The following is a 21,898-nucleotide window of genomic DNA, read 5'->3' on the forward strand; positions in this document are numbered from 1 at the left end:
AGCCGCCCGCGGAAAGCGAGTGTATTCCAGTTGCGGTAATCGGAAAGTTATGTCTCCACACCTATCTCTAAATATACAATTATTCATTTCCAGGTTATAGAATTTTTTGAAACGGTGCACTTGTTTATCGTATTGACAGTAGAAGAAAAAATGAGAAAGGTTGTGCGATATCTACCCGCATTTAGAATCAAAAAAATCCACCCTTTCAAATGATAGGGTGGACACTTGCAAATTTAATTCTCTTCTTCCACTAAGTTCCGTGCAGTTGGTATTGCTTCCAAGCGTTCTTCAGGAATGGTTTTCCCAGATTTCTCACTGATGCCATAGGTGCCATTCTCGATTCGCTCCAAGGCATCTGTGATTTCCTGTAAGTTTTCTTTATGGATGAGCGTGAATCCAGCTTCTTTTTCCTGTTCGAATTGCTCCGTCCCCATATCTGCAGGATGGTTAGCGAAATCGGTTAGTTCCTGTGCAGCATCATTTGGACCGCTACCTTCATTTGCTTCAATTGATTTCTCGTTTTCTTGTTTCATTTGTAATAAACGTTCCTTGAAATACGCTATTTTTTCCTTACTTAATTTGTTGCTCATCATAATCTCCTTTCCACATACTTAAATTCTCTTAGGTACGATACCAATGGTGCAACGTGAGATACAAATAAGCTGGTCGGCCTCATCTGTTATTTTGATTTCCCAAACCATCGTTGTCCTGCCGATATGAAGTGGCTTACCTTTGGCAGTTACCAGACCCTCCTGTTTACTCTTTATGTGATTAGCATTAATCTCAATGCCAAAAACACTTTGTGTCTTTGGTTCAATATAGGCGGTGGCGCCGATACTGGCGGCAGTTTCTGCAAGTGCGACACTTGCGCCTCCATGCAAGAAACCTGCTGGCTGGCGGGTTCGCTCATCGACAGGCATGGTTAAAACGACTAAATTCTTATCCAGAGATACGACTTCGATTCCTAGTGATTGGATTAGTGTTTTTTCATATGTCATTTTAAAATAGCTCCTCTTATTCAAATGAATTTACTGATTAATAATGAAATACCTAACAATATGCCATAAAAAGTATTTGTCTTACCTGTGTTAACCATTGCTGGCATCATTTCAATCGGCTTTGTTTTACCTTGGAAGTTTTTAATGACACTTACTGCTTTGAAGGCACTAATCAAAGGAAGCAAAGACCAAATCGGTAAGATACCTGTGAAAGTATAAATAACAGTGAGTGCATAGGCGATAATAAATAAAAGCGCTAGGAAGCGGACCGCATTTTGATGTCCGAGTAAAATGGCAATCGTTTTGCGCCCATTCTCCTGGTCACCTTCCCGATCACGAATATTATTAGATAACATAATACACCCAATGAATATTGCAATTGGAATAGAAACCAGGAATGCATCAATCGTTAGTATTCCCGTTTGAATGAAGTAACTAATACCAATGATTACCGTACCCATAAAAAAACCGGAGAATAACTCACCGAACGGGGTGTAGGCAATTGGAAAAGGGCCACCTGTATATAAATAGCCGAAAAGCATACAAATTAAACCAATTACCGCGATCCACCAGCTTGATGCGGTACAAATGTATACCCCTAATAAAATAGCAATACCGAAAAAGGATAAAGCCAAATTTAATACCGTTTTTGGAGCAATACCATCCCGTACAATGGTACCGCCAATCCCAACCGAATTTTCATTATCGAGACCTCTTGCATGATCGTAATATTCATTGAACATGTTTGTGGCAGCCTGGATAAGGATGGATGCCAGTAACATAGCAAGAAATAAGGGGATATTTATGGACCCTTCAGTATATGCGAGCATACTACCAACAAATACAGGTACAAATGCTGCGGTTAATGTATGTGGCCTTAATAAACGCCACCAAATTTGTAGACCGGGTTTTTCATTTAATGCATGTTTTATATTTACTTTATCTGATGATTGCATAGCAGTTCTCCCCCTGGATGGTTGTATATGTTACATTAAATGCTGTCAATAATGAGGTATATCAATTTAGACACTGATTATAATATCATACTAATTCTAGGCAAGTTATCATAGCGTGTCAATTTGTTTTGCTTTATTTCTGCATAAGTGCAGACTAAAGCTTGGCGATAAGGCTTCGTTTTCTAAGGAAATAAATGAGAAATAGCCCATTTCCTTGAGAAAGTTTCAAAAAGAGCATAAAATAGATGTAGATAATTGCTATTGAAAGTATAACGGAGGTTTCAACAGATGATTGAAATAAAAGAACAGGTAGAAACATTATTAGAAGAAGCAATACAAACGCTGCGGTCTGATAATGATGCTCGACTTGTTAGTATAACGAAAAAAATAACTGAAGCTGATCCGCTTCGTTTTTTTGAGGCGGCTAAAAATAGATATGAGGATCGTACATTCTGGACAAGTACAATTGAAGACTTTTATCTTGTTGGAGTCGGGAATGCGTATCAAATGATAGCAACAGAATCACGCTACAAAGTAACCGAAGAAAAATGGAATAGCATTTTAGCGGAGGCGATCGTTCATAATCCCTATCAGGTTGCTGGTACGGGTATTGTAGCACTTGGGGGAATGGATTTTGACCCGAAGAAAGAGCGTACGAGCTTATGGCATAAGTATCAAGCAAGTGATTTTACCTTGCCAGAGCTGTTGCTTACAAAGCGTAATGGTGACTTCTATTTCACGAGTAATATACAAGTGAAAAAGAACGATGATGCTAAACAATTGGCAGATGGTTTAAAACGCGCTGAGACAGAGCTGTTTAGCAATCAACCAATTGCTTTTAATGATTTGGTAGTTCAGGAAAAAGAAGTTATTGAACCTGAACAATGGAAAGCAAGTGTTCGTACTGCTACGGCAGATATTAGCAAAAGTAATTTAGAGAAGATCGTACTGGCGCGTGAAGTACGTGTCAAATTTAATAAAGAAGCGAATATTGCACCCATTTTAAATGACTTGATACAAACACAGCCGCACAGCTATATCTTTGCATTCGAAAAAGAAATGGATTGTTTTGTTGGCGCAACCCCAGAAAGACTAGTAAAACTGGAGAACGACCAATTATTATCCACTTGCCTAGCGGGAACTGCCCCACGAGGTAAAACGATTCAAGAAGACTTAAAAATTAGCCAAGATCTGCTTCAGGATGAGAAAAATCGCCAGGAGCACGATTTTGTTGTGCAAATGATTAAAGCAGGAATTAAAAATTATTGTACGAATTTGGAAATACCAGAAGAACCTGTTATTTATCCATTAAAAAACCTGCAGCATTTATATACACCAGTAACGGGCACACTAAAGAAAGACTATAGTATCTTTGATATTGTTAAACAATTACATCCCACACCAGCACTGGGGGGAACACCAAAAGAGGCTGCCCTGACATATATTCGCGATCATGAATTATTGGATCGCGGCTGGTATGGAGCCCCAATTGGCTGGTTGGACAGTAATCAGAACGGGGAATTTGCAGTGGCCATTCGCTCAAGTCTTATTCAACAGGACCAAGCTTCATTATTCGCTGGCTGTGGCGTTGTAAAAGACTCTGATCCGGAAGCGGAATATGAAGAAACGAATATCAAATTATTACCAATGCTATCCGTTTTAGGAGGTTAAATCATGAACCATACAGAGATACTAACACGCTATACAGCGAATTTCGTGGATGAACTGATAAAAAACGGATTAACAAATGTCGTAATTTCTCCTGGATCGCGTTCAACTCCACTTGCATTGACCTTTACTGAACATCCGGATATCAAGGAATGGGTCATTATCGATGAGCGTTCTGCGGCCTTTTTTGCGTTGGGAATTGCTAAGCAAACAAAGCATCCGGTTGCGCTTGTATGTACTTCAGGCACTGCAGCAGCAAATTATTTTCCAGCGATTGTAGAAGCACACTACAGTCGGGTGCCACTTATCATTCTTACAGCTGACCGCCCCCATGAATTAAGGGATGTTGGCGCGCCACAAGCGATTGAACAAATTAAATTATACGGGGATTATGTGAAATGGTTTCAAGAAATGGCATTGCCTGAAAGCTCGCCATCTATGCTTCAGTATGTGAGAAACAAAGCAGCGAGAGCCTTTTACATGGCACAGGAGGGGAATCCCGGCCCAATTCATCTGAATTTTCCTTTTCGCGAACCACTTAATCCCGACTTTTCATTAGATCATCTATGGGGAGAAGCAAGCCAAAAATCGAGTACTCCGACACTTGATGGCAGGAAACAATTGGCTGAAGAACAATTGCTATCCCTAGTTAAAAAATTACAGGATAAGCGAAAAGGGGTTATTGTTTGTGGACCGCAAGTGGAAGATGCTTTTGCTGAAGCGGTTGTCGACCTTGCCGTGTCCTGGGGCTTACCGATCTTAGCAGATCCACTGTCACAAATTCGGTCGGGAAAACATGCCAAAGATCATATTATCGAAGGATATGATGCCTTTCTAAAAAGTGAAACAATCAGGAAAAGATTAAAACCAGATTTCATTTTACGTTTTGGGGCGATGCCAGTATCCAAACCGTACCTTTTTTATGTGAAGGAACATCAGGATGCGATGCAATTTATTGTGGAAAATCATACAGGTTTTCGAGAGCCAACGGGCAATGTAACTGAATTTATTTTTGCGGATCCAATCCCGCTCTGTAAGGACCTGGTTGACACAACAAAAAAATGTAATACAGAAGCAACTTGGCTAGGAAAATGGCAACAGATGAATCGAATTGCTAAAAAGCATTTGCTTGGCGAAGCTGAGAAGCAAATTACGGAAGGGGAAGCTGTAAGAGGATTATTAGAGGTACTTCCTGAAGAAAGTAGTTTATATGTCGGAAACAGCATGGCAATCAGGGATGTTGATACGTTCTTCATGACTACCGAAAAAGACATGACCATTTTGGCTAATCGTGGCGCAAATGGAATTGATGGCATGGTTTCCAGTGGTATAGGGGCTGCAGCAGCTGGGAAACCGGTCACGTTATTGCTGGGAGATTTGTCCTTCTTCCATGATTTAAATGGCTTACTCGCAGCAAAGCACTATCAGCTGAATATCACCATTTTATTAATCAATAATAATGGTGGTGGGATTTTTTCCTTCTTATCACAAGCGTCAGATAAGAATCATTTTGAAGCATTATTCGGTACACCTTTAGATATTGATTTTAAGCATGTGATTGCCATGTATGGTGGTAAGTACGCTATTGCAAATAATGAAACAGCGTTAAAAGCAATGCTCAAAGATTGCTACAATTACCAAGGTTTGTCTGTAATTGAGGTACAAACAGATAGAAGCGACAACGTGGATTGGCACAAGAAGAAGTGGCAGGCAATTGAACAAGAAATATTAATGCGTGAGGAATGATCGTTTGTATTACACGATAAAGGACGCTACCTATTGGTACGAAATTCACGGGGATGGTGTTCCGCTTGTTATGTTGCACGGATTTACAGGAAGTACAGCAACATGGAAGCAATTTATAAACAAGCAGGAAGAAAATTTGCAGATCATCACGGTAGATTTACCGGGTCACGGAAAAACCGATGTATCTTCACCGAGAAGCATGGAGGATTGCTGTGAGGATTTAAAAGAATTACTTGATCATTTACAGTTGGATAAATTCCATTTGCTTGGCTATTCGATGGGAGGAAGAACGGCACTTTCCTTTGCTATGATGTATCCGGGACAGGTGAAATCATTGATTCTGGAAAGTGCTTCACCAGGCTTAGTAACTTTGGAAGAACAGGATTTGCGAGTTGAGAAAGATGAAAAGCTCGCTCGGAGAATTGAAACAGAAGGATTGGATGCTTTTGTTGAGTTCTGGGAGGGGATTCCATTGTTTGCCTCACAAAAGCTCCTACCAACATCATTACAGCAAGTGATTCGAGCTGAACGACTGGCCCAATCTGAACAGGGGCTCTCAGACTCGCTTCGTTCGATGGGGACGGGTAAGCAACCGTCCTGGTGGAATGATCTCCATCGCCTGAACATTCCTGTTTTACTACTGGCAGGAGCCTATGATGATAAATTTATACAAATTAATCGGTCCATGAATACACGACTTCCAAATAGTACATTAGAAATCATTGAACAGTCGGGACATGCAATTCATGTGGAACAATCCGAAATCTTTGGTAGAATAGTAACTGGGTTTATATTAACTACATAATTGATGGTTGCTGTACAAACATGGCAATCAATCAGGAGGAGGAAGAAAATGTCAGTACAATGGGAAAAGGTAAGAGACTATGAGGAAATTATTTATGAAAAATATAACGGAATTGCGAAGGTAACAATGAATCGTCCAGAAAAACGAAATGCGTTTACACCATTAACGGTCAACGAAATGATTGATGCTTTTGCAGATGCACGCGATGATTCTTCCATCGGTGTTGTTGTTCTTGCGGGTGCGGGAGATAAAGCATTTTGTTCCGGTGGTGACCAATCTGTAAGAGGTCATGGTGGATATGTTGGTGAAGACCATGTGCCCCGTCTGAACGTGCTTGATTTACAACGTTTGATCCGTACGATACCAAAACCAGTAATTGCAATGGTTTCCGGCTATGCGATTGGTGGTGGACATGTCCTGCATGTGGTTTGTGATTTAACAATAGCCGCAGACAATGCAATTTTCGGTCAAACTGGACCAAAAGTAGGAAGCTTTGATGCTGGCTATGGTGCTGGCTATCTGGCTCGAATGGTTGGACATAAACGCGCTCGTGAAATTTGGTATCTATGCCGTCAATATGGTGCGGATGAGGCGTATGAAATGGGGATGGTCAACACAGTTGTACCATTAGAAAAATTAGAAGAAGAAACGATCCAATGGTGTGAGGAAATTTTAGAAAAATCACCAACAGCATTACGTTTCCTAAAAGCATCCTTCAATGCAGATACAGATGGATTAGCAGGTTTACAGCAAATGGGTGGAGATGCTACATTGCTTTATTATACAACTGACGAAGCAAAAGAAGGAAGAGACGCCTTCAAGGAGAAAAGAAAACCGGATTTCAAAAAGTTCCCGCGTTTTCCGTGATCATAAATTAATGAATGAGAACCTTTGCTGATCAACAAGCAAGGGTTCTTCTATTCTATGAAGCGGGAAGTTCCAGCAACGATTCTAAGGAGTGAAGACAAATGGCAGAAATAATCCCACACTGGTTAACAAAGCAAGCAGAACTTAAACCAAACCACATAGCAATTGAGATGGAAAACGGAGACGAGATCACTTTTTTACAGTTAAAAGAACAAAGCCAGCAATTGGCAAAAAAACTAGCTAGTTTGAGTGTTACACAAGGTACACATATCGGGATTCGTTCAACAAACAATGTATCCATGGTAATTGCAATTCATGCGTTGAGCTATCTTGGCGCGGTGTCTGTCATGTTAAATACGAAATTGACGAAGGCTGAATTAACCTACCAGATTGATGATGCGGAAGTAGCGATGGTTTTAACTTGTGAATCATTGGCTCAATCAACAAGGAACATGGAACTGCCAGTGCCAGTTAAAACTTTTACAGATGTGGAATTATTAACTGAAAAAGAAGTAGCATTACGGACGGAAATAGACTTAGCAGATACTTTTACTATTTTATATACTTCAGGGACGACTGGGTTTCCTAAAGGTGTTATCCATACATATGGGAATCATTGGTGGAGTGCGATGGGATCGGCATTAAATTTAGGTTTAAGTGAACAGGATAAATGGTTAGCAGTTTTGCCACTTTTTCATATTAGCGGCTTATCGATTTTGATAAAAAGTGTTATTTATGGTATGCCAGTCTTTTTAGTAGAAAAGTTTGCAGAGGCGGTTGTTCATGATGCAATTATCAATAAGGGTGTGACGATTGCCTCTGTTGTTACGGTGATGGTTCAACGATTAATCGACTCACTTGATAATAAACAATATCCGAAAGCATTTCGCTGCATGTTGCTTGGAGGAGGTTCCGCCCCTGTGCCATTATTAGAAAAAGCGAAGCAAAACCATATTCCTGTATTTCAATCATACGGGATGACAGAAACTACATCACAAATCGTAACACTAAGTCCACTGCACGCACTTGAAAAAATCGGATCTGCGGGGAAACCCCTGTTTCCGGCACAATTAAGCATTAGCAATCCAGGAGATGATACCGTTGGAGAAATACATGTGAAGGGTCCAATGGTTACAAAGGGATATTTTAAGAATGAAGCAGCTACGAAACAATCGATCAAATCTGGTTGGCTAGCAACGGGCGATTTAGGTTATATGGATGGTGATGGGTTCCTATATGTGGTTGATCGAAGAAATGATTTAATTATTTCCGGTGGTGAAAATATTTATCCGTCCGAAATTGAAAGTGTCCTATCCGGGATGAAACAAATTAAAGAGGTAGGTGTTACCGGAAAAGATGATGAAATGTGGGGTCAGGTTCCAGTTGCCTTTGTTGTAGTGAGGGGGACCGTTTCAGCAGTGGAAATTATTCGCTATGCTGAAAAATACCTAGCGAAATATAAATTACCAAAAGATATTTATTTTGTTGACGGTTTGCCTAGGAACGCTTCCAATAAACTAGTCAGAAAGTCCCTTGCGAAATGGATTTAATCTGTATATGATGACGAATGAACAGAAAAACGTAAAATAAGGTTTAGAATTTTTCTGTTTAAGGTATATGAAGTATACAACTACGAAGGGAGATATTTTTTATGGGGAATTTTATGGATGATTATTTCACATCCAGTTTTATGCAAGGCGTACAAAATTTCATCGTCGCATTAATTGTATTATTAGTAGGGTGGCTTATTGCTAAAGCAATTAGTAATGCGATTGAAAAGGCAGTAGGAAAGACGAATTTAGATGAAAAGTATTTCAGTAAATTTCGGACAAATGAGCGTGACAAGCCGATTAATGCTGAAAAAATTATTGGCAAGGTAGTTTATTACATACTACTGTTAATGGTATTCATTTTATTTTTCAACGTGTTGAACCTAGATATGATTGCCAACCCGCTTTCTGATTTAGTATCAACATTCTTTAACTTTATACCTGCAGTATTAAAAGCTGGCTTGATTCTGCTCTTAGCTTGGGCACTGGCAACTGTGGTACAGTGGTTGATTGTGAAAGGAACAAAGAAGCTTAATCTATCACATTTGTTCTTTAAAATGAAAGTCGCCAAAACAGAAGAAGAAATTAATAGCTTAATGGAGAAACTCGGTAAAGTAGCATTTTATTTAATCCTATTGCTATTTATCCCAGGTGTACTTGATGCATTGAACATAGCTGGGGTAGCGCAGCCATTCAGTGGGTTGTTAACAACGATCTTGGCGTTTATACCTAAGTTACTAGCTGCTGCAATTATTTTTGTTGTTGGTTGGTTCGTAGCAAAGATTATCAAAAATATTGTTGTTAATTTACTACAGGCTGCAGGTTCAGAAAAACTTACCGAACGCCTGAAATTGAAAAAAGTCTTTGAAGGAACAAGTTTAGCAGCATTTGTTGGAAATCTTGTATTCATTATTATCCTGATTCCCATTACAATTGCGGCATTAGAAAAACTGGAATTAAGAGGAATTACAGAGCCGGCAATTGGTATGTTGCATACGGCGATGGATATGATTCCAAATATCCTGATTGCTATTGCATTAATCCTGGTTGGTGTATGGCTAGGTAAATTTATTGGTGAGTTTGTTCAAAGTTACTTACAAAAACTTGGCTTCGATCGTTTAACATCGAAAATGAATATTGGAAGTAAAGCACCTGCTGAAGGTAAGATGACAGCTTCAACGTTGGTAGGGTATGTTATCCAAGTATTGATTGTCTTCTTCTTAGTCGTACAAGCGTTGTATGTGGTACAACTTGATTTCCTTGTTGGCATCGCATCCGCAATTACAGCTTACTTGCCACAGGTTCTAGCGGCTGTATTGATTTTGGGTGTAGCGCTAATTCTGGCTAACATTGTCGAAAAAGTACTGCGTAATTTATTGACAGGACCAGCTACTAACGTTCTGGCAGGATTTGCTAAATACGCGATTATCGTGTTATCTGTCTTTATGGCACTGACACAATTAGGGATTGCTACAACGATTGTTAGTTCAGCATTTATCCTTATTCTTGGTGGTGTAGCACTGGCATTTGGTTTGGCGTTTGGACTTGGTGGAAAAGATTTTGCTAGCAAGTACTTACGCAAATTTGATAACACGATCGATGAAACAAAAGTTAATGAAAACAGATCAGAACGAAATAATACAGACAACCATGACGAACTGTAAACAAGTATAGAAAAAGGCTTTGTTTTTGACACAAAATTAAAATATTGCGATGTAACATACCGCTCCGGAAATACACTACGCTTTCCGCGGGCTCGCGCTGAGTCTCCTCGATCGCAAAGAACGCTCACTGTGGGGTCTCATCGTCTTCGCTTTCCCGCAGGAGTCTTCGTGTATTTCCTTTGCTGATGTTATGCTTTGCAACTTTATCATATTCATTGCTTGATTAAACAATTGCTATTTACTTTTGTGAATAAGCCGGATGAAATGACAAAGCGTTTTTCCATAAATAGCTTCACCAGCCCGGATCGATCCCGGACGGTAACAATAGAACACGTCTTTGGAAAACAACTAGCTCTTACATCGCAGTTTCTATCAAATACGAGAATTAAAAAGCAACAAAAGTTACGAAAAGAGCGATAGAAAAAAGGATGCAGCAAAGTATAAAAACTTTTGCTGCATCCTTTTTTTCACTCTCGTTCTACTAATGGTTCATAGTTTGTCGAAAATATTGTTTTTAGCTCATCATTGGGGGCGATATGTAGTTTAGCATGATTAACTGCGATAGGACCTTCATTGAAACCACCAGCAATCAATGATAACTTATTTGGATAGTTTGCGATATCTCCAACAGCAAATATTCCAGGAATGGATGTTGACATGGAGTCATCTACATGAATCGTTCCATCATTCATTTTCATACCCCAGTCGGTAATTGGCCCAAGATCAATATGGAATCCATGATTAACAATCAGATTATCGATAGGGATCTCCGTCAATTGCTGATTATCAACTTGTTGAACCATAACACTGGAAACATGTCCATTTTTCCCCTTCAGTTCAACTAGATTATATGGTTTATATACCTCTACAGAAGAGTTCATCATTTTAGTTACATTACTTTCTATTCCTGGGAAGGTGGATTTACGATATACAAGTGATACTTTGTCCGCAATTGGCTCCAATTCATTAGCCCAATCCACAGCAGAATTTCCGCCACCAGATATAAGTACGTGCTTCCCTTTATAATAATCCAGTTTTTTAATGGTATAATGTAGGCTTTTACCTTCATAATCTGCGGCTTCGGGAAGTTCCAGCTTAACAGATTTTAGTGTACCGAATCCTGTTGCTAATATAATTGTCTTTGTAAAGTGTTTAGCGCCATTGCTGCTTGTTAAGATAAAATTACCATCTTCCAATTTTTCTACGCCAACGACCTGTTCCTGCAATATGATGGTTGGGTCAAAAGTTCTTGCCTGTTCATCCAATTGTTCGGTTAATTTTTCACCCGATATTTGGGGAATACCACCGATATCGCGGATGATTTTATCTGGATAGAAATAAGGGATCTTTCCACCAAGGAATGGGAGAAATTCAATTACTTTTGTTTTCATTTCCCGCATGCCACTATAAAATGCAGTAAATAATCCTGCAGATCCTCCTCCGATAATCGTAACATCATATAACTCTAGTTGTTTTGACATAAAAAGCACCTCCAGTGTTATTTCGTTTTCATCAGTAAATATACAAAATACGGCACACTTAAAATAGATACAACAATTCCCACCGGGATATCTGTTGCCAATAAGTTCTTACTGACAGTGTCGGCGACCATTAAGAGTAATGCGCCGATAAGTGCCGAAATAGGGATGATATATTGATGCATTGGTCCAATTATTTTCCTGGCGATGTGCGGAACGACCAAGCCGAGAAAAGCAATACCGCCTCCTGCTGCCACACAAGCACCCGCGAGTGCCACTGCAGTTAATAGCAGGATCATCCTTTCTTTTTCTACATGTGAGCCTAATCCGGATGCAACACTATCACCAAGGTTTAGGGCATTCAAAGCATTTGCCTTATGTAAGGCAAACGGGATCAGTAAAAGTATCCATGGTAATAAAGCAAATACAAAGTTCCAATTTGCACTCCAGATATCCCCGGTTAGCCAAACGGTTGCTTGCCTATAGTCCTGCGGGTTCATTTTTAACTGAAAGATAACAAGTGCAGCACTGAATCCGGCATTGATCCCAATTCCAACTAAAACGAGTCTGATCGGGTTCACACCTTTATTCCAAGCTAAAACATAGATTAGTGCTGCTGCACCAACCGCTCCAATTAATGCAAATAAGGGCATCATGTAAATAGATAATGTACTTGCCGTATCCAGACTATCACGGAAAAAGAAAAGAAATAATACGACGGCAAGGCCTGCCCCAGTATTGATTCCGAGAATGCCTGGATCAGCAAGCTCGTTTTGTGTGATTCCCTGTAGAATCACTCCGGATACCGCTAACCCTGCACCAATCAGGATAGCAAGTAAAATTCCTGGCAAACGAAAGTTAAATAGAATGAGTTTTTGTCTATCTGTTCCGTTGTTAAACAATGTTTTTAATACATCTCCTGGTGCAATTTGGATAACGCCGGTACTTAAACTAACGAAAAACCATCCAATGATCAATAGGATCAACAGGATGATAATCGACATAAACTTTCTCTGTTTGATAAACTTGAGCATATGCATTATTTTCCACCCCCACTATTACGCGCCAAGTAAAGAAAGAAAGGGACGCCAATCAGTGAAGTAATGGCTCCTACAGGTGTTTCAAAAGGTGCATTGATTAATCTGGATGTAATGTCAGACAATATAAGTAAAAGTGCTCCAAATACTGCTGATGCCGGGATAATCCAGCGATAATCTGTCCCCATAATAAACCGAGTAATATGTGGGACAATAAGTCCGACGAAACCAACTGCTCCTGCAATGGACACGGCAGAACCAGTTAAGATGAGGACAGCAAGAATACCGATGATCTTAATGATCAAATTATTTTGCCCTAATCCGGTCGCAATGTCATCCCCCAGACTGAGTACGGTGATGGAGCGAGAAATTATCAGTGAAAAAAATAAGCCAATGATACCTAATAGGAGAAGTATCTTCACGGATGTCCAGCTGGTACCAGCCAGTCCGCCAGCTAACCAAAAGCCCATTTCCTTCTCTAGTTGAAAATGCAATGAAATCAAGGAAGATACGGACCGCAACATGGTTCCAATCGCAACCCCGGCGAGTGCAAGTTTAACGGGTGTTAGTCCACTGGTAGACAGTGAGCCGATAAGAAATACAAGAACGACGGCAACTCCTGCGCCAATGAGAGCTGCTAAGGTTAATCCAAGATTTGATACTGCCGGGAAAAATGCGAGCATCAGAACAAGAGCAAAAGCAGCCCCGTCTGTCACCCCCATAATCGATGGGGAGGCTAAAGGGTTCCGGGTCATCCCTTGCATAATGGCTCCCGAAACTGCAAGGGAAGCACCTACCAATGCAGCTGAGATTGCGCGGGGCATTCTTAGCTCTTGTATAACTTGATGGGAAGTTATATCCTGATTGAAATGAAATACCGCCTGCCATACTGTGGAAAGATCTATATCTACTGCACCAAAGGAAACAGAAAAAGCAATTGAAACTGGTACAGCAAGTAGTGCCAGAGCGATAATAATTGTTTTTAAGGTTTTTGAATGATTAATAATTGATAACATTGTTTACTCCAATTTCTTTACTATCTGGATTAGTAATTATTTTAGCAATAAGTGAGCGGGACATCGCTTTTTAATATCCCTCTAAGTGATTAAAATGACATTGACTTTACAATTGAAAATGATTATCATTACCATTGGAACAACATTATAACATAAAGGGGAAATACATATGAATTTAAATCATAGAAAACGACTGTTTTTTTTCATTACAATGATTGGTTTATTGTTAGTCATATCTGCTTGCGGAAAAGATGATACAACGTCAGAATCGGAATCTAACAAGGAAGATCAGAAAGATCTGGTGTTAGATTCAGAAATGGGCGAAGTAACCATCCCCAAAAATCCCAAAAAAGTTATTGCGTCATTCCACGAAGATTCATTATTGGCGTTCGGTGTTACTCCTGTTGCTAAATGGTCGATCGGCGAAAGCGTCCAGGATTATTTAGAATCAGATTTGAAAGATGTCCCTACCATTGAATGGAACCTTCCTTTAGAACAAATGCTTGAGTACGAACCGGATCTGATTATTTTAGAAAATAATATGGACGGATACGAGGGTACCTACGAGGATTATAACAAAATTGCGCCAACCTATGTCATGACAAAAGAAACGACAGAAGATTGGCGCAAACAAATTGACGTCTTTGGGAAAATATTAGGTAAAGAAGATCAGGCGGAAGACATATTAAGCGACTATGAAGAAAAAGTTGCCGATGGCAGCGACGTTTTAAAGGATGCAATTGGAGATGAATCGGTAGCGGCAATTTGGGTCACAGGAGATAAGTTCTTTTTGTTTGAAGAAAATCGCCACAGTGCTAAAGTGCTTTATTCTGAATTAGGTATTAAAGTACCAAAACTTGTTGAGGAATTAGGTGAAGCTGGGGAAGAATGGAATCCGATTTCGATTGAAAAACTTTCCGAGTTGGATGCAGATCATGTATTTTTGCTCGCTGATGAGAATGAAAAAGGTCTTGACACGTTAGATAACAGTTCGGTATGGCAAAGTACTCCAGCAGTAAAAAACGATCATGTTTATCACTTGGAAGATAGCAGTAACTGGACGAATATAGGGTTACACGCTTCAAAACAAACAATTGATGACCTGGTCGATGCATTAGTGGATTAATTGAAAACGATTATCATTGACTATTAAGTAAAAAGGCAATAAAATGTAGTTAATGATGTGAAACATACAGACATATAATAAAAGTATGTACGTATAGGGAGAGATTCCAATGCAAACACTAGCGGCGAATGATCTGACGCTTGGTTATGGAGAAGATATAATCATCGATGATTTAAATATAACAATACCTAAAGGCGAGATCACTATATTTATTGGCGGGAACGGTTGTGGTAAATCTACATTATTACGTTCTTTAGCCCGTCTGTTAAAACCTAAAGGTGGCGACGTCGTTTTAAATGGGGAAGATATCGCTAAAATGGGCACAAAAGATGTTGCGAAGAAGTTATCCATTCTGCCGCAAGGTCCCGTAACGCCAGAGGGCTTGACAGTGATGGAGCTTGTTAAACAAGGAAGATATCCATACCGTGGTTTCTTTAAGCAGTGGTCAAATGACGATGAATATGCTGTGACACATGCACTTGAATCCACAAATATGCTTGCGCTAAAGGATCGCGCAGTTGACTCATTATCTGGTGGGCAGCGGCAACGGGCATGGATAGCCATGACACTCGCACAGGAAACGGACACGATATTATTAGATGAACCGACAACGTACTTAGATATGACATATCAAATTGAAGTACTTGATTTGTTATTTGATTTAAATGAAAAAGAAGGCAGAACGATCGTGATGGTTTTACATGATATAAACCTCGCCTGTCGGTATGCGCACCATATTGTAGCGATCAAAGACAAAAAGATATTTGCGCAAGGTAAACCAGAAGAGATTGTTACGTGCAATTTAATGCATGGTGTCTTTGAAATGAAATGTGATGTAACATTTGATCCGATGTTTGGTACGCCAATGTGTATCCCACATGGTAAAGGACGTTGTTTGTTTGCGAATCAAAGAAGCAAACAGAGCAGCGTTGTATAACAGTCTAAAAAAGCGAAAATCCATTGAATGATGAATGGGTTTTTTGTTTTGTAAAAATAAATATCCTTTTCCATACATGCTTCTGCCCAGAATAGCCAAATTAAGGGGAGGAGGTGTCTTATGGGAAGGAAAAAGTATTATGTTAATGTCGGTTCAGGTGAAATTTCGCAATTAAAGTATGATAATAATGAGGATTTTATTATTTATGCTACAGAGGAGGATGCTCAATTATTACGGGCTAAAATGGATAATATGAATCATGCCAGCTTTCGGTCATTCTTTCGGGCACACATACCTATTTGGTCTTATCACAATGATAAAGCCAATGATGACTATGATTCCAATCTGACAGAAGCTTTTCAAATGATATATGATCTAGGTGATGAAGAAACAAAAGCACATATAAACAGTATGGATGTGCTCTAGATTTAAAATGTAAGCTGCTTGTAAAAAAGCAGCTTATTTTATATACGCTGATAAGAGGGCGGATAACGAATGCAACAGGGCTTATGTTTCTGCTAAATAGGTTTACTTCTATTAAGATAAAGGAATAGTATAATAACATATACGGATCCCACAAATAGGAGGAAAACATAAATGAAAAGTGTGAAATGGGTCATTACCATTGGCATGATTCTCTTTCTGGTAAATGGGGTGCAGATAGTATCAGCAGTTAGCAAGGTTGACGCAGAAGAGGAGGAGCAAGCAAATCATGAGCTAACACACGAGCAGATTGAAGGCGTGACGGATCAATTTATGGATATATTGGTCCAGGAAGCAGACCCCAATTATAAAGTTAAAAACTATAATACAAAGGAAGCATTGCTTACGGCTTTTGAAGAGGTTACAATAAGAGATGTGGCAGCAGACTATGTAGACTACTATTATGATGAGAAAGCGGATGGGCTGTATATTTTACCGACGGAAACACCACCATGGTTTATAAAAGAAAATAAGTACACAATCAAACAACTGGATAATAACAAGGTACAAGTAGAACAAACAAATAATACGCTTCTACATGGAACATACACCATCACACTAGACTTTTCCTATGAGCAAGAATGGAAAATAACAAATCTCACCATTCAATAATAGGAACGGAAGAAAAAGGCAGTTGAACAAATTGAAGATATTTAAAGATTATTATAATAACAAAGTAAAGCTCTCCTTTGATGACCATCCATTTTCAAAAAGCCCCAAGCACGTGCTGATCATTTGTAAACATAACAATCGTTGGCTTTTGACCAGCCACAAAGAAAGAGGATTAGAATTTCCCGGGGGGAAGGTGGAAATAGGGGAAACTGCAAAACAAGCTGCAATTCGTGAGGTCATGGAAGAGACTGGCGGGCATATTGATTCAATCGATTATATTGCGCAATATTATGTTGCGGGAAAAAGCGATACAGTAATCAAAAATGTCTATTTCGCCAATATAGATGAATTGACCAAACAGAATACTTATTATGAAACAGAAGGTCCTGTTTTACTGAAGCAACTACCCGCTAACGTCAGGTATAATAGTTTATATAGCTTTATTATGAAAGATGATGTACTGGAATACTGTATGAACTTCATAAAAACGACCTATAAATAAGTAAAATCGCCTAAAATGTGAACAAATAGGCGATTTTATTTTTTACGTCGAATGCTTAATGAGCCATGCTTCTATTTTTTCTACAACTTTGTACATGATGGCTGCAAATATGGCGATCAGGACCAGGCTGGCCATGACCAACGAAAAGTCGAATACTTGAAAACCGTAAATGATTAAATAGCCTAACCCTTGCTTAGAGACGAGAAATTCACCAACAATAACCCCGACCCATGACAAGCCAACATTCACTTTAAATGTGGAAATGATTGCAGGTATCGTTGCTGGAAAAATAGCTTCTTTAAAGCATTGCCATCTTGAGGCACCAAAGCTTTTTAATACTTTCTCATAATTGGGGTCCACTTCGTTAAAAGCGGAATATACGACCAACGATGTAATAATGACAGATATGATCGCTCCCATGGTAATAATCGATACAAGCCCAGGGCCAAGCGCTACAATAATAATGGGCCCAAGCGCAACTTTCGGCATGGCATTCATGATTACTAAATAAGGATCCATGACGTTGGAGAATCGTCGGGAAGACCATAACAATGTTGCGATGATGATTCCACCAGCGGTTCCAATAATAAACCCTAAAATGGTTTCAAACAGCGTAAATTCAACATGGGTGATAATCGATCCATCAGTCAGTTTTTGGATAAGTAATTGTATAATCCTTGACGGTGAGCTGAATAATAGCGGATCAATCCAATAAAATCTGCTGGCTATTTCCCATAAGCCAATGAATAGGATTAAAATACTGAACTGCCAGAGTAGAACAACCTTTTTTTCATGGGATAGTTGTCGTTTATAAGCTACAAAAAGGTGATGGTCAGATTTTTGTTTCATGATGTTGGTGGCACCACCTTTGAATCAGTTTCCTTTTTACTTAATACATCCCATACTTTATCAAAGATAATTTGGTATTTAGGATGTCTGCGAACAAGAAATGGCGTTTCATTCCGTAATTCAATCGGTACTTCGAAAACTTTATCAATCGAACCGGGATTCGCATGCATAATAAAAATCCGATCACTCATGGCGATAGCTTCACCGATGTCGTGTGTAACTAAAATGGTTGTTTTATGATAGGTTTTAATCTGAAGCGACACTAAATCTTCCAGCCTTAACTTTGTTTGGTAATCAAGTGCTGAAAAAGGTTCATCCAATAGCATGATTTTAGGATCGTTGATTAATGTTCTTACAAGTGCTGCGCGCTGACGCATACCACCGGATAAGGCTCCCGGATGCTGATTAGCAACATCGTGCAGACCAACCTCGTCAAGTAACTCCAACGCACGCGTTTTTGTCTCTTCAGAATTGGTGTCATAAATCTTCGGGCCGAGCAGTACATTATTTAAAATGGTCTTCCAAGGAAATAAATAATCCTGCTGCAGCATATAGCCGATTGGTATTTTCGAATCGGTAATCAACTGGTCTTGTAATAGGACCTTGCCAGCGGTTTGCTTCATAATACCAGCAATGATAGAGAGAATGGTTGATTTTCCACAGCCGCTGGGACCAAGCAAGGAGACGAATTCGCCTTCTTCGATCGATAAAGAGATATCGTCAATTGCTTTGGTATAAGAATCCTTTGAAAAATAGTGATGGGAAACATGATCTAAGGTTAGAAATGACAATTTATCTCCTCCTTAGTTATTTACTAACTTCTTCCGCATATTTCGTGTTTACTAAATCTTCGTAAGGAACATCCTCAGGAAGCTCCCCGGCTTCATCCATAATATCTTTGAGGTTATCCCATTCCTCTTCGCCTAAAATTGGATCTGTTGCAAATGAATCCTGATTTTTATAACGTTCGATAGAGGCAGCGATAATATCTACATCTGTATCCTCAAAAAAAGGATGGATCACTTCAGCAATATCTTCTGCACTGTTTTCCTGTACCCACTGTTGTGCTTCATAGATTGCTTTGGTGAATTTCTTTACCTCTGCTTCATTTTTATCGATATAACTCTGCTTTGTCATAAACACGGTGTAGGGGACATGACCGGATTCTTCGCCAAATGATGCAACAATGTGACCTTTTCCTTCTTTTTCAAAAATACTTGCAGTTGGTTCGAATAGCTGGACATATTGTGAATCACCCGAAACGAAAGCACCGGGAATATTTGCAAAATCAATGTTTTGCAAAAGATTTAAATCTGCTTGAGGGTCAATATCGTGTTGTTTCAGTACGTATTCTCCAACCATTTGTGGCATACCACCTTTCCGTTGGCCCAAGAAAGTGCTATCCCTGACTTTATCCCAAGTGAATTCCGGGTCCGCTTCCTTTGCTACTAAAAAAGTTCCGTCTGTTTGTGTAAGCTGTGCAAAATTAATGGCGTAATCCTTGGAATCCTGACCATGAACATAGATCGAAGTTTCCGAGCCAACAAGGGCGATATCTGCATTGTCAGATAAAAGGGCTGTCATGGTCTTGTCGCCACCCCAGGTTGTTTGCAATTCGACATCCAACCCTTCGTCAGCAAAAAAACCTTTTTCTATAGCAACATACTGTGGTGTGTAAAATAGGGAACGGGTAACCTCTGCCAGTTTGATGTTGCTTACTTCATTTGATTTGCAACCTGAGAGCGTTATGAGCAGAACACCTATAAATAGTGCAAAATACTTCATCTTTTTCACGGCATTCGTTCCTTTCGCTTGCATGTTATCGTATTTCAACACAGTTTATGCTAGATTTAAAAAATGTGTGAATGCCTAGACGAAGGGGCGGGAATATATGTGGAAGTTTCACTTTATCAATGCATAAAAAAACGACCACCATACTGGCGGTCGTTCGTTAGCGTAAAAGACTTTCGCTTTAATATATTAAATCCTTTTGGGATGAGGACTACAAAATCATTAACCTTTAAATGATGGACCTGCTTGCTTAATAGCTTCACTTGCGTGTGTGAATTTTTGGAAGTTATCATGGAACTTTACAGCAAGTGATTTGGCTGCCTGATCATAAGCATCTTTATTGTCCCAAGTATTTTTTGGTACAAGTACTTTATCAGGGACACCAGGTACATGTGTAGGTATTTCTAAGCCAAATATAGCATCCTTGGTTGTTTCCGTTTGATTTAGTTCTCCCTCCAAAGCAGAGTGAACCATTGCGCGTGTATAAGATAGTTTCATGCGTTCACCAATACCATAGGACCCACCAGTCCAGCCAGTATTAATTAGAAATACATTAGAATCATGCTGATCAATCTTTTCACCTAGCATTTCTGCGTAGGTTGATGGTGCTAACGGTAAGAATGGGGAACCAAAGCAAGCTGAAAAAGTTGCTTCAGGTTCTGTTACGCCTCTTTCAGTTCCAGCTAATTTACTGGTATAGCCGCTTAGGAAGTGATACATTGCCTGCTCTTTCGATAACTTACTAATCGGTGGCAGTGTTCCTGATGCATCCGCTGTTAAAAAAATGATGGTATTTGGGTGTCCAGCAATACTAGGTGATACAATGTTATCGATGTTTTCCAACTGATAGGCCGCACGTGTGTTTTCTGTCAGAGACGTGTCATCATAGTTCGGTAATCGCGATTCTTCATCAATACTTACATTCTCCAATACAGTGCCGAACCCAATTGCATTATAAATCGTTGGTTCTTTTTCCTGTGAGAGATTAATACATTTTGCATAGCAACCTCCCTCGATATTGAAGACACCATTCGGGCTCCATGCATGTTCATCATCACCAATTAATTTTCGGTAGGGATCAGCAGATAAAGTTGTTTTTCCTGTGCCTGATAAGCCGAAGAACAAGGCCACATCACCTTCTTTTCCCACGTTAGCAGAACAATGCATGGTTAAAATATTGCGACGCGGAAGTAAATAATTCATCACAGAAAAAATTGATTTTTTAATTTCCCCAGCATACTCCGTACCACCAATCAAAATGATCCGTTTTTTAAAGGAAATGATAACAAATGCTTCCGAATTGGTTCCATCTATCGCTGGATCTGCTTTAAATGAAGGAGCAGAAACAACGGTAAATTCCGCTTGGTGTTTATCCAGTTCCACTGCCGTTGGTGTAATAAATAATTGATTGGAAAATAAATTATGCCAAGCATATTCGTTAATCACTTGAATGGGTAGACGATAATCTGAATCCGCACCGGCAAATCCCTGAAATTGATAGATCTCATCTTTTTCCTTTAGATGATCGACTACTTTTTTATACAGCCCTTCAAAAGATGTTTCATCAATCGATTGGTTGACAGCGCCCCAGTTAACATATTGCTCACAAACTTCATCATGAACAATAAATTTATCTTTTGGTGATCTGCCAGTATATTTACCTGTTGTCGCGCGAATGGCTCCTGTAGCAGTTAACAGACCTTCTTTACGTGATAATATTGACTCGACTAATCGGGACACGGATAAATTCTTTTGTAAATGAGGATGCGCATAAAGTTCTTTCATTAAAGATCTCTCCACGGTTTTCATAATA

21 protein-coding genes are annotated in these 21,898 nt (G+C 39.4%); 11 read left to right on the forward strand and 10 right to left on the reverse strand.

Annotation, left to right across the window (positions count from 1 at the left end):
• Positions 1-233: 233 nt before the first annotated feature.
• The 3 genes from JOC34_RS15190 to JOC34_RS15200 are packed head-to-tail and all read right to left on the reverse strand — an operon-like array spanning position 234 to position 1,954.
• Complete coding sequence (locus JOC34_RS15190) at positions 234-590, reverse strand: TraR/DksA C4-type zinc finger protein (protein WP_205137614.1); 357 nt, start codon at positions 588-590, stop codon at positions 234-236.
• 21 nt (positions 591-611) lie between these two features.
• The gene (locus JOC34_RS15195) at positions 612-998 is read right to left on the reverse strand and encodes a hotdog fold thioesterase (RefSeq protein WP_205137657.1); all 387 of its coding nucleotides are present in this window, start codon (positions 996-998) and stop codon (positions 612-614) included.
• 20 nt (positions 999-1,018) lie between these two features.
• Positions 1,019-1,954, reverse strand: a complete 936-nt coding sequence (locus JOC34_RS15200) for a 1,4-dihydroxy-2-naphthoate polyprenyltransferase (protein ID WP_205137615.1) — start codon at positions 1,952-1,954, stop codon at positions 1,019-1,021.
• 288 nt (positions 1,955-2,242) lie between these two features.
• Here JOC34_RS15200 and JOC34_RS15205 point away from each other — a divergent pair, with 288 nt between their 5' ends.
• From JOC34_RS15205 to JOC34_RS15230, 6 genes are all read left to right on the forward strand, one after another.
• Positions 2,243-3,625, forward strand: a complete 1,383-nt coding sequence (locus JOC34_RS15205; RefSeq protein ID WP_205137616.1) for an isochorismate synthase — start codon at positions 2,243-2,245, stop codon at positions 3,623-3,625.
• 3 nt (positions 3,626-3,628) lie between these two features.
• Entirely contained in the window at positions 3,629-5,368 is a 1,740-nt protein-coding gene (menD, locus tag JOC34_RS15210) for a 2-succinyl-5-enolpyruvyl-6-hydroxy-3-cyclohexene-1-carboxylic-acid synthase (protein WP_205137617.1), read from the forward strand.
• Positions 5,369-5,372: 4 nt separating this feature from the next.
• Positions 5,373-6,173 carry a 2-succinyl-6-hydroxy-2,4-cyclohexadiene-1-carboxylate synthase gene (gene menH, locus JOC34_RS15215; protein WP_239544461.1) on the forward strand — a complete coding sequence of 267 codons (801 nt, stop codon included), beginning with the start codon at positions 5,373-5,375 and terminating at the stop codon, positions 6,171-6,173.
• A gap of 48 nt (positions 6,174-6,221) precedes the next feature.
• Positions 6,222-7,040, forward strand: coding sequence for a 1,4-dihydroxy-2-naphthoyl-CoA synthase (gene menB / locus JOC34_RS15220; RefSeq protein WP_205137618.1), 819 nt, complete (start codon positions 6,222-6,224; stop codon positions 7,038-7,040).
• A gap of 101 nt (positions 7,041-7,141) precedes the next feature.
• The gene (locus tag JOC34_RS15225; protein WP_205137619.1) at positions 7,142-8,590 is read left to right on the forward strand and encodes an o-succinylbenzoate--CoA ligase; all 1,449 of its coding nucleotides are present in this window, start codon (positions 7,142-7,144) and stop codon (positions 8,588-8,590) included.
• A 101-nt stretch (positions 8,591-8,691) separates the two neighbouring features.
• Complete coding sequence (locus JOC34_RS15230) at positions 8,692-10,254, forward strand: mechanosensitive ion channel (protein WP_239544464.1); 1,563 nt, start codon at positions 8,692-8,694, stop codon at positions 10,252-10,254.
• A gap of 467 nt (positions 10,255-10,721) precedes the next feature.
• On the opposite strand, the gene JOC34_RS15235 is transcribed toward JOC34_RS15230, so the two are convergent.
• Genes JOC34_RS15235 through JOC34_RS15245 form a run of 3 tightly spaced genes read right to left on the reverse strand, consistent with a single transcriptional unit; the run spans position 10,722 to position 13,785 of the window.
• On the reverse strand, positions 10,722-11,735 hold the full coding sequence (locus tag JOC34_RS15235) for an NAD(P)/FAD-dependent oxidoreductase (RefSeq protein ID WP_205137620.1): 1,014 nt from the start codon (positions 11,733-11,735) through the stop codon (positions 10,722-10,724).
• A gap of 17 nt (positions 11,736-11,752) precedes the next feature.
• The gene (locus JOC34_RS15240) at positions 11,753-12,772 is read right to left on the reverse strand and encodes a FecCD family ABC transporter permease (RefSeq protein ID WP_205137621.1); all 1,020 of its coding nucleotides are present in this window, start codon (positions 12,770-12,772) and stop codon (positions 11,753-11,755) included.
• Positions 12,772-13,785, reverse strand: coding sequence for a FecCD family ABC transporter permease (locus tag JOC34_RS15245; RefSeq protein ID WP_205137622.1), 1,014 nt, complete (start codon positions 13,783-13,785; stop codon positions 12,772-12,774). The genes JOC34_RS15240 and JOC34_RS15245 overlap by 1 nt, the downstream gene beginning before the upstream one ends.
• A 169-nt stretch (positions 13,786-13,954) precedes the next feature.
• On the opposite strand from JOC34_RS15245, the gene JOC34_RS15250 reads away from it, so the two are divergent.
• From JOC34_RS15250 to ytkD, 5 genes are all read left to right on the forward strand, one after another.
• The gene (locus JOC34_RS15250) at positions 13,955-14,911 is read left to right on the forward strand and encodes an iron-hydroxamate ABC transporter substrate-binding protein (RefSeq protein ID WP_205137623.1); all 957 of its coding nucleotides are present in this window, start codon (positions 13,955-13,957) and stop codon (positions 14,909-14,911) included.
• Between the two features lie 109 nt (positions 14,912-15,020).
• The gene (locus JOC34_RS15255) at positions 15,021-15,848 is read left to right on the forward strand and encodes an ABC transporter ATP-binding protein (RefSeq protein ID WP_205137624.1); all 828 of its coding nucleotides are present in this window, start codon (positions 15,021-15,023) and stop codon (positions 15,846-15,848) included.
• Between the two features lie 120 nt (positions 15,849-15,968).
• Positions 15,969-16,274 carry a hydrolase gene (locus tag JOC34_RS15260; protein WP_205137625.1) on the forward strand — a complete coding sequence of 102 codons (306 nt, stop codon included), beginning with the start codon at positions 15,969-15,971 and terminating at the stop codon, positions 16,272-16,274.
• Positions 16,275-16,445: 171 nt separating this feature from the next.
• A complete protein-coding gene (locus JOC34_RS15265; RefSeq protein ID WP_205137626.1) occupies positions 16,446-16,943 on the forward strand; it encodes a hypothetical protein in 498 nt (165 codons plus the stop codon).
• A 31-nt stretch (positions 16,944-16,974) separates the two neighbouring features.
• Positions 16,975-17,445, forward strand: coding sequence for an RNA deprotection pyrophosphohydrolase (ytkD, locus tag JOC34_RS15270; RefSeq protein ID WP_205137627.1), 471 nt, complete (start codon positions 16,975-16,977; stop codon positions 17,443-17,445).
• A 42-nt stretch (positions 17,446-17,487) separates the two neighbouring features.
• Here the strand turns inward: ytkD and JOC34_RS15275 are convergent, their stop codons facing one another.
• The 4 genes from JOC34_RS15275 to pckA all read right to left on the reverse strand — a co-directional run bounded on the left by JOC34_RS15275 (position 17,488) and on the right by pckA (position 21,894).
• Positions 17,488-18,294 (reverse strand): ABC transporter permease, encoded by an 807-nt coding sequence (locus JOC34_RS15275; RefSeq protein WP_205137628.1) that lies wholly within the window; start codon positions 18,292-18,294, stop codon positions 17,488-17,490.
• Positions 18,291-19,085 carry an ABC transporter ATP-binding protein gene (locus JOC34_RS15280; protein ID WP_205137629.1) on the reverse strand — a complete coding sequence of 265 codons (795 nt, stop codon included), beginning with the start codon at positions 19,083-19,085 and terminating at the stop codon, positions 18,291-18,293. Before JOC34_RS15280 ends, JOC34_RS15275 begins: the two co-directional genes overlap by 4 nt.
• A gap of 16 nt (positions 19,086-19,101) precedes the next feature.
• Positions 19,102-20,079, reverse strand: coding sequence for an ABC transporter substrate-binding protein (locus tag JOC34_RS15285; RefSeq protein ID WP_205137660.1), 978 nt, complete (start codon positions 20,077-20,079; stop codon positions 19,102-19,104).
• A 228-nt stretch (positions 20,080-20,307) separates the two neighbouring features.
• Positions 20,308-21,894: a phosphoenolpyruvate carboxykinase (ATP) gene (gene pckA / locus JOC34_RS15290; RefSeq protein ID WP_205137630.1), complete on the reverse strand. Its 1,587-nt coding sequence runs from the start codon at positions 21,892-21,894 to the stop codon at positions 20,308-20,310.
• Between the last annotated feature and the right edge of the window lie 4 nt (positions 21,895-21,898).

Origin of the sequence: Virgibacillus halotolerans (assembly GCF_016908515.1) — a bacterium.
In the GTDB taxonomy this organism is placed as follows: Bacteria; Bacillota; Bacilli; order Bacillales; family Amphibacillaceae; genus Virgibacillus_M; species Virgibacillus_M halotolerans.

Excerpts from the sequence above, each read along its gene's own strand:
- JOC34_RS15190 (WP_205137614.1), bottom strand. The coding sequence starts at position 590 with ATGAGCAACAAATTAAGTAAGGAAAAAATAGCGTATTTCAAGGAACGT.
- JOC34_RS15195 (WP_205137657.1), bottom strand. The coding sequence starts at position 998 with ATGACATATGAAAAAACACTAATCCAATCACTAGGAATCGAAGTCGTA.
- JOC34_RS15200 (WP_205137615.1), bottom strand. The coding sequence starts at position 1,954 with ATGCAATCATCAGATAAAGTAAATATAAAACATGCATTAAATGAAAAA.
- JOC34_RS15205 (WP_205137616.1), top strand. The coding sequence starts at position 2,243 with ATGATTGAAATAAAAGAACAGGTAGAAACATTATTAGAAGAAGCAATA.
- menD (WP_205137617.1), top strand. The coding sequence starts at position 3,629 with ATGAACCATACAGAGATACTAACACGCTATACAGCGAATTTCGTGGAT.
- menB (WP_205137618.1), top strand. The coding sequence starts at position 6,222 with ATGTCAGTACAATGGGAAAAGGTAAGAGACTATGAGGAAATTATTTAT.
- JOC34_RS15225 (WP_205137619.1), top strand. The coding sequence starts at position 7,142 with ATGGCAGAAATAATCCCACACTGGTTAACAAAGCAAGCAGAACTTAAA.
- JOC34_RS15230 (WP_239544464.1), top strand. The coding sequence starts at position 8,692 with ATGGGGAATTTTATGGATGATTATTTCACATCCAGTTTTATGCAAGGC.
- JOC34_RS15235 (WP_205137620.1), bottom strand. The coding sequence starts at position 11,735 with ATGTCAAAACAACTAGAGTTATATGATGTTACGATTATCGGAGGAGGA.
- JOC34_RS15240 (WP_205137621.1), bottom strand. The coding sequence starts at position 12,772 with ATGCATATGCTCAAGTTTATCAAACAGAGAAAGTTTATGTCGATTATC.
- JOC34_RS15245 (WP_205137622.1), bottom strand. The coding sequence starts at position 13,785 with ATGTTATCAATTATTAATCATTCAAAAACCTTAAAAACAATTATTATC.
- JOC34_RS15250 (WP_205137623.1), top strand. The coding sequence starts at position 13,955 with ATGAATTTAAATCATAGAAAACGACTGTTTTTTTTCATTACAATGATT.
- JOC34_RS15255 (WP_205137624.1), top strand. The coding sequence starts at position 15,021 with ATGCAAACACTAGCGGCGAATGATCTGACGCTTGGTTATGGAGAAGAT.
- JOC34_RS15260 (WP_205137625.1), top strand. The coding sequence starts at position 15,969 with ATGGGAAGGAAAAAGTATTATGTTAATGTCGGTTCAGGTGAAATTTCG.
- JOC34_RS15265 (WP_205137626.1), top strand. The coding sequence starts at position 16,446 with ATGAAAAGTGTGAAATGGGTCATTACCATTGGCATGATTCTCTTTCTG.
- JOC34_RS15275 (WP_205137628.1), bottom strand. The coding sequence starts at position 18,294 with ATGAAACAAAAATCTGACCATCACCTTTTTGTAGCTTATAAACGACAA.
- JOC34_RS15285 (WP_205137660.1), bottom strand. The coding sequence starts at position 20,079 with ATGAAGTATTTTGCACTATTTATAGGTGTTCTGCTCATAACGCTCTCA.
- pckA (WP_205137630.1), bottom strand. The coding sequence starts at position 21,894 with ATGAAAACCGTGGAGAGATCTTTAATGAAAGAACTTTATGCGCATCCT.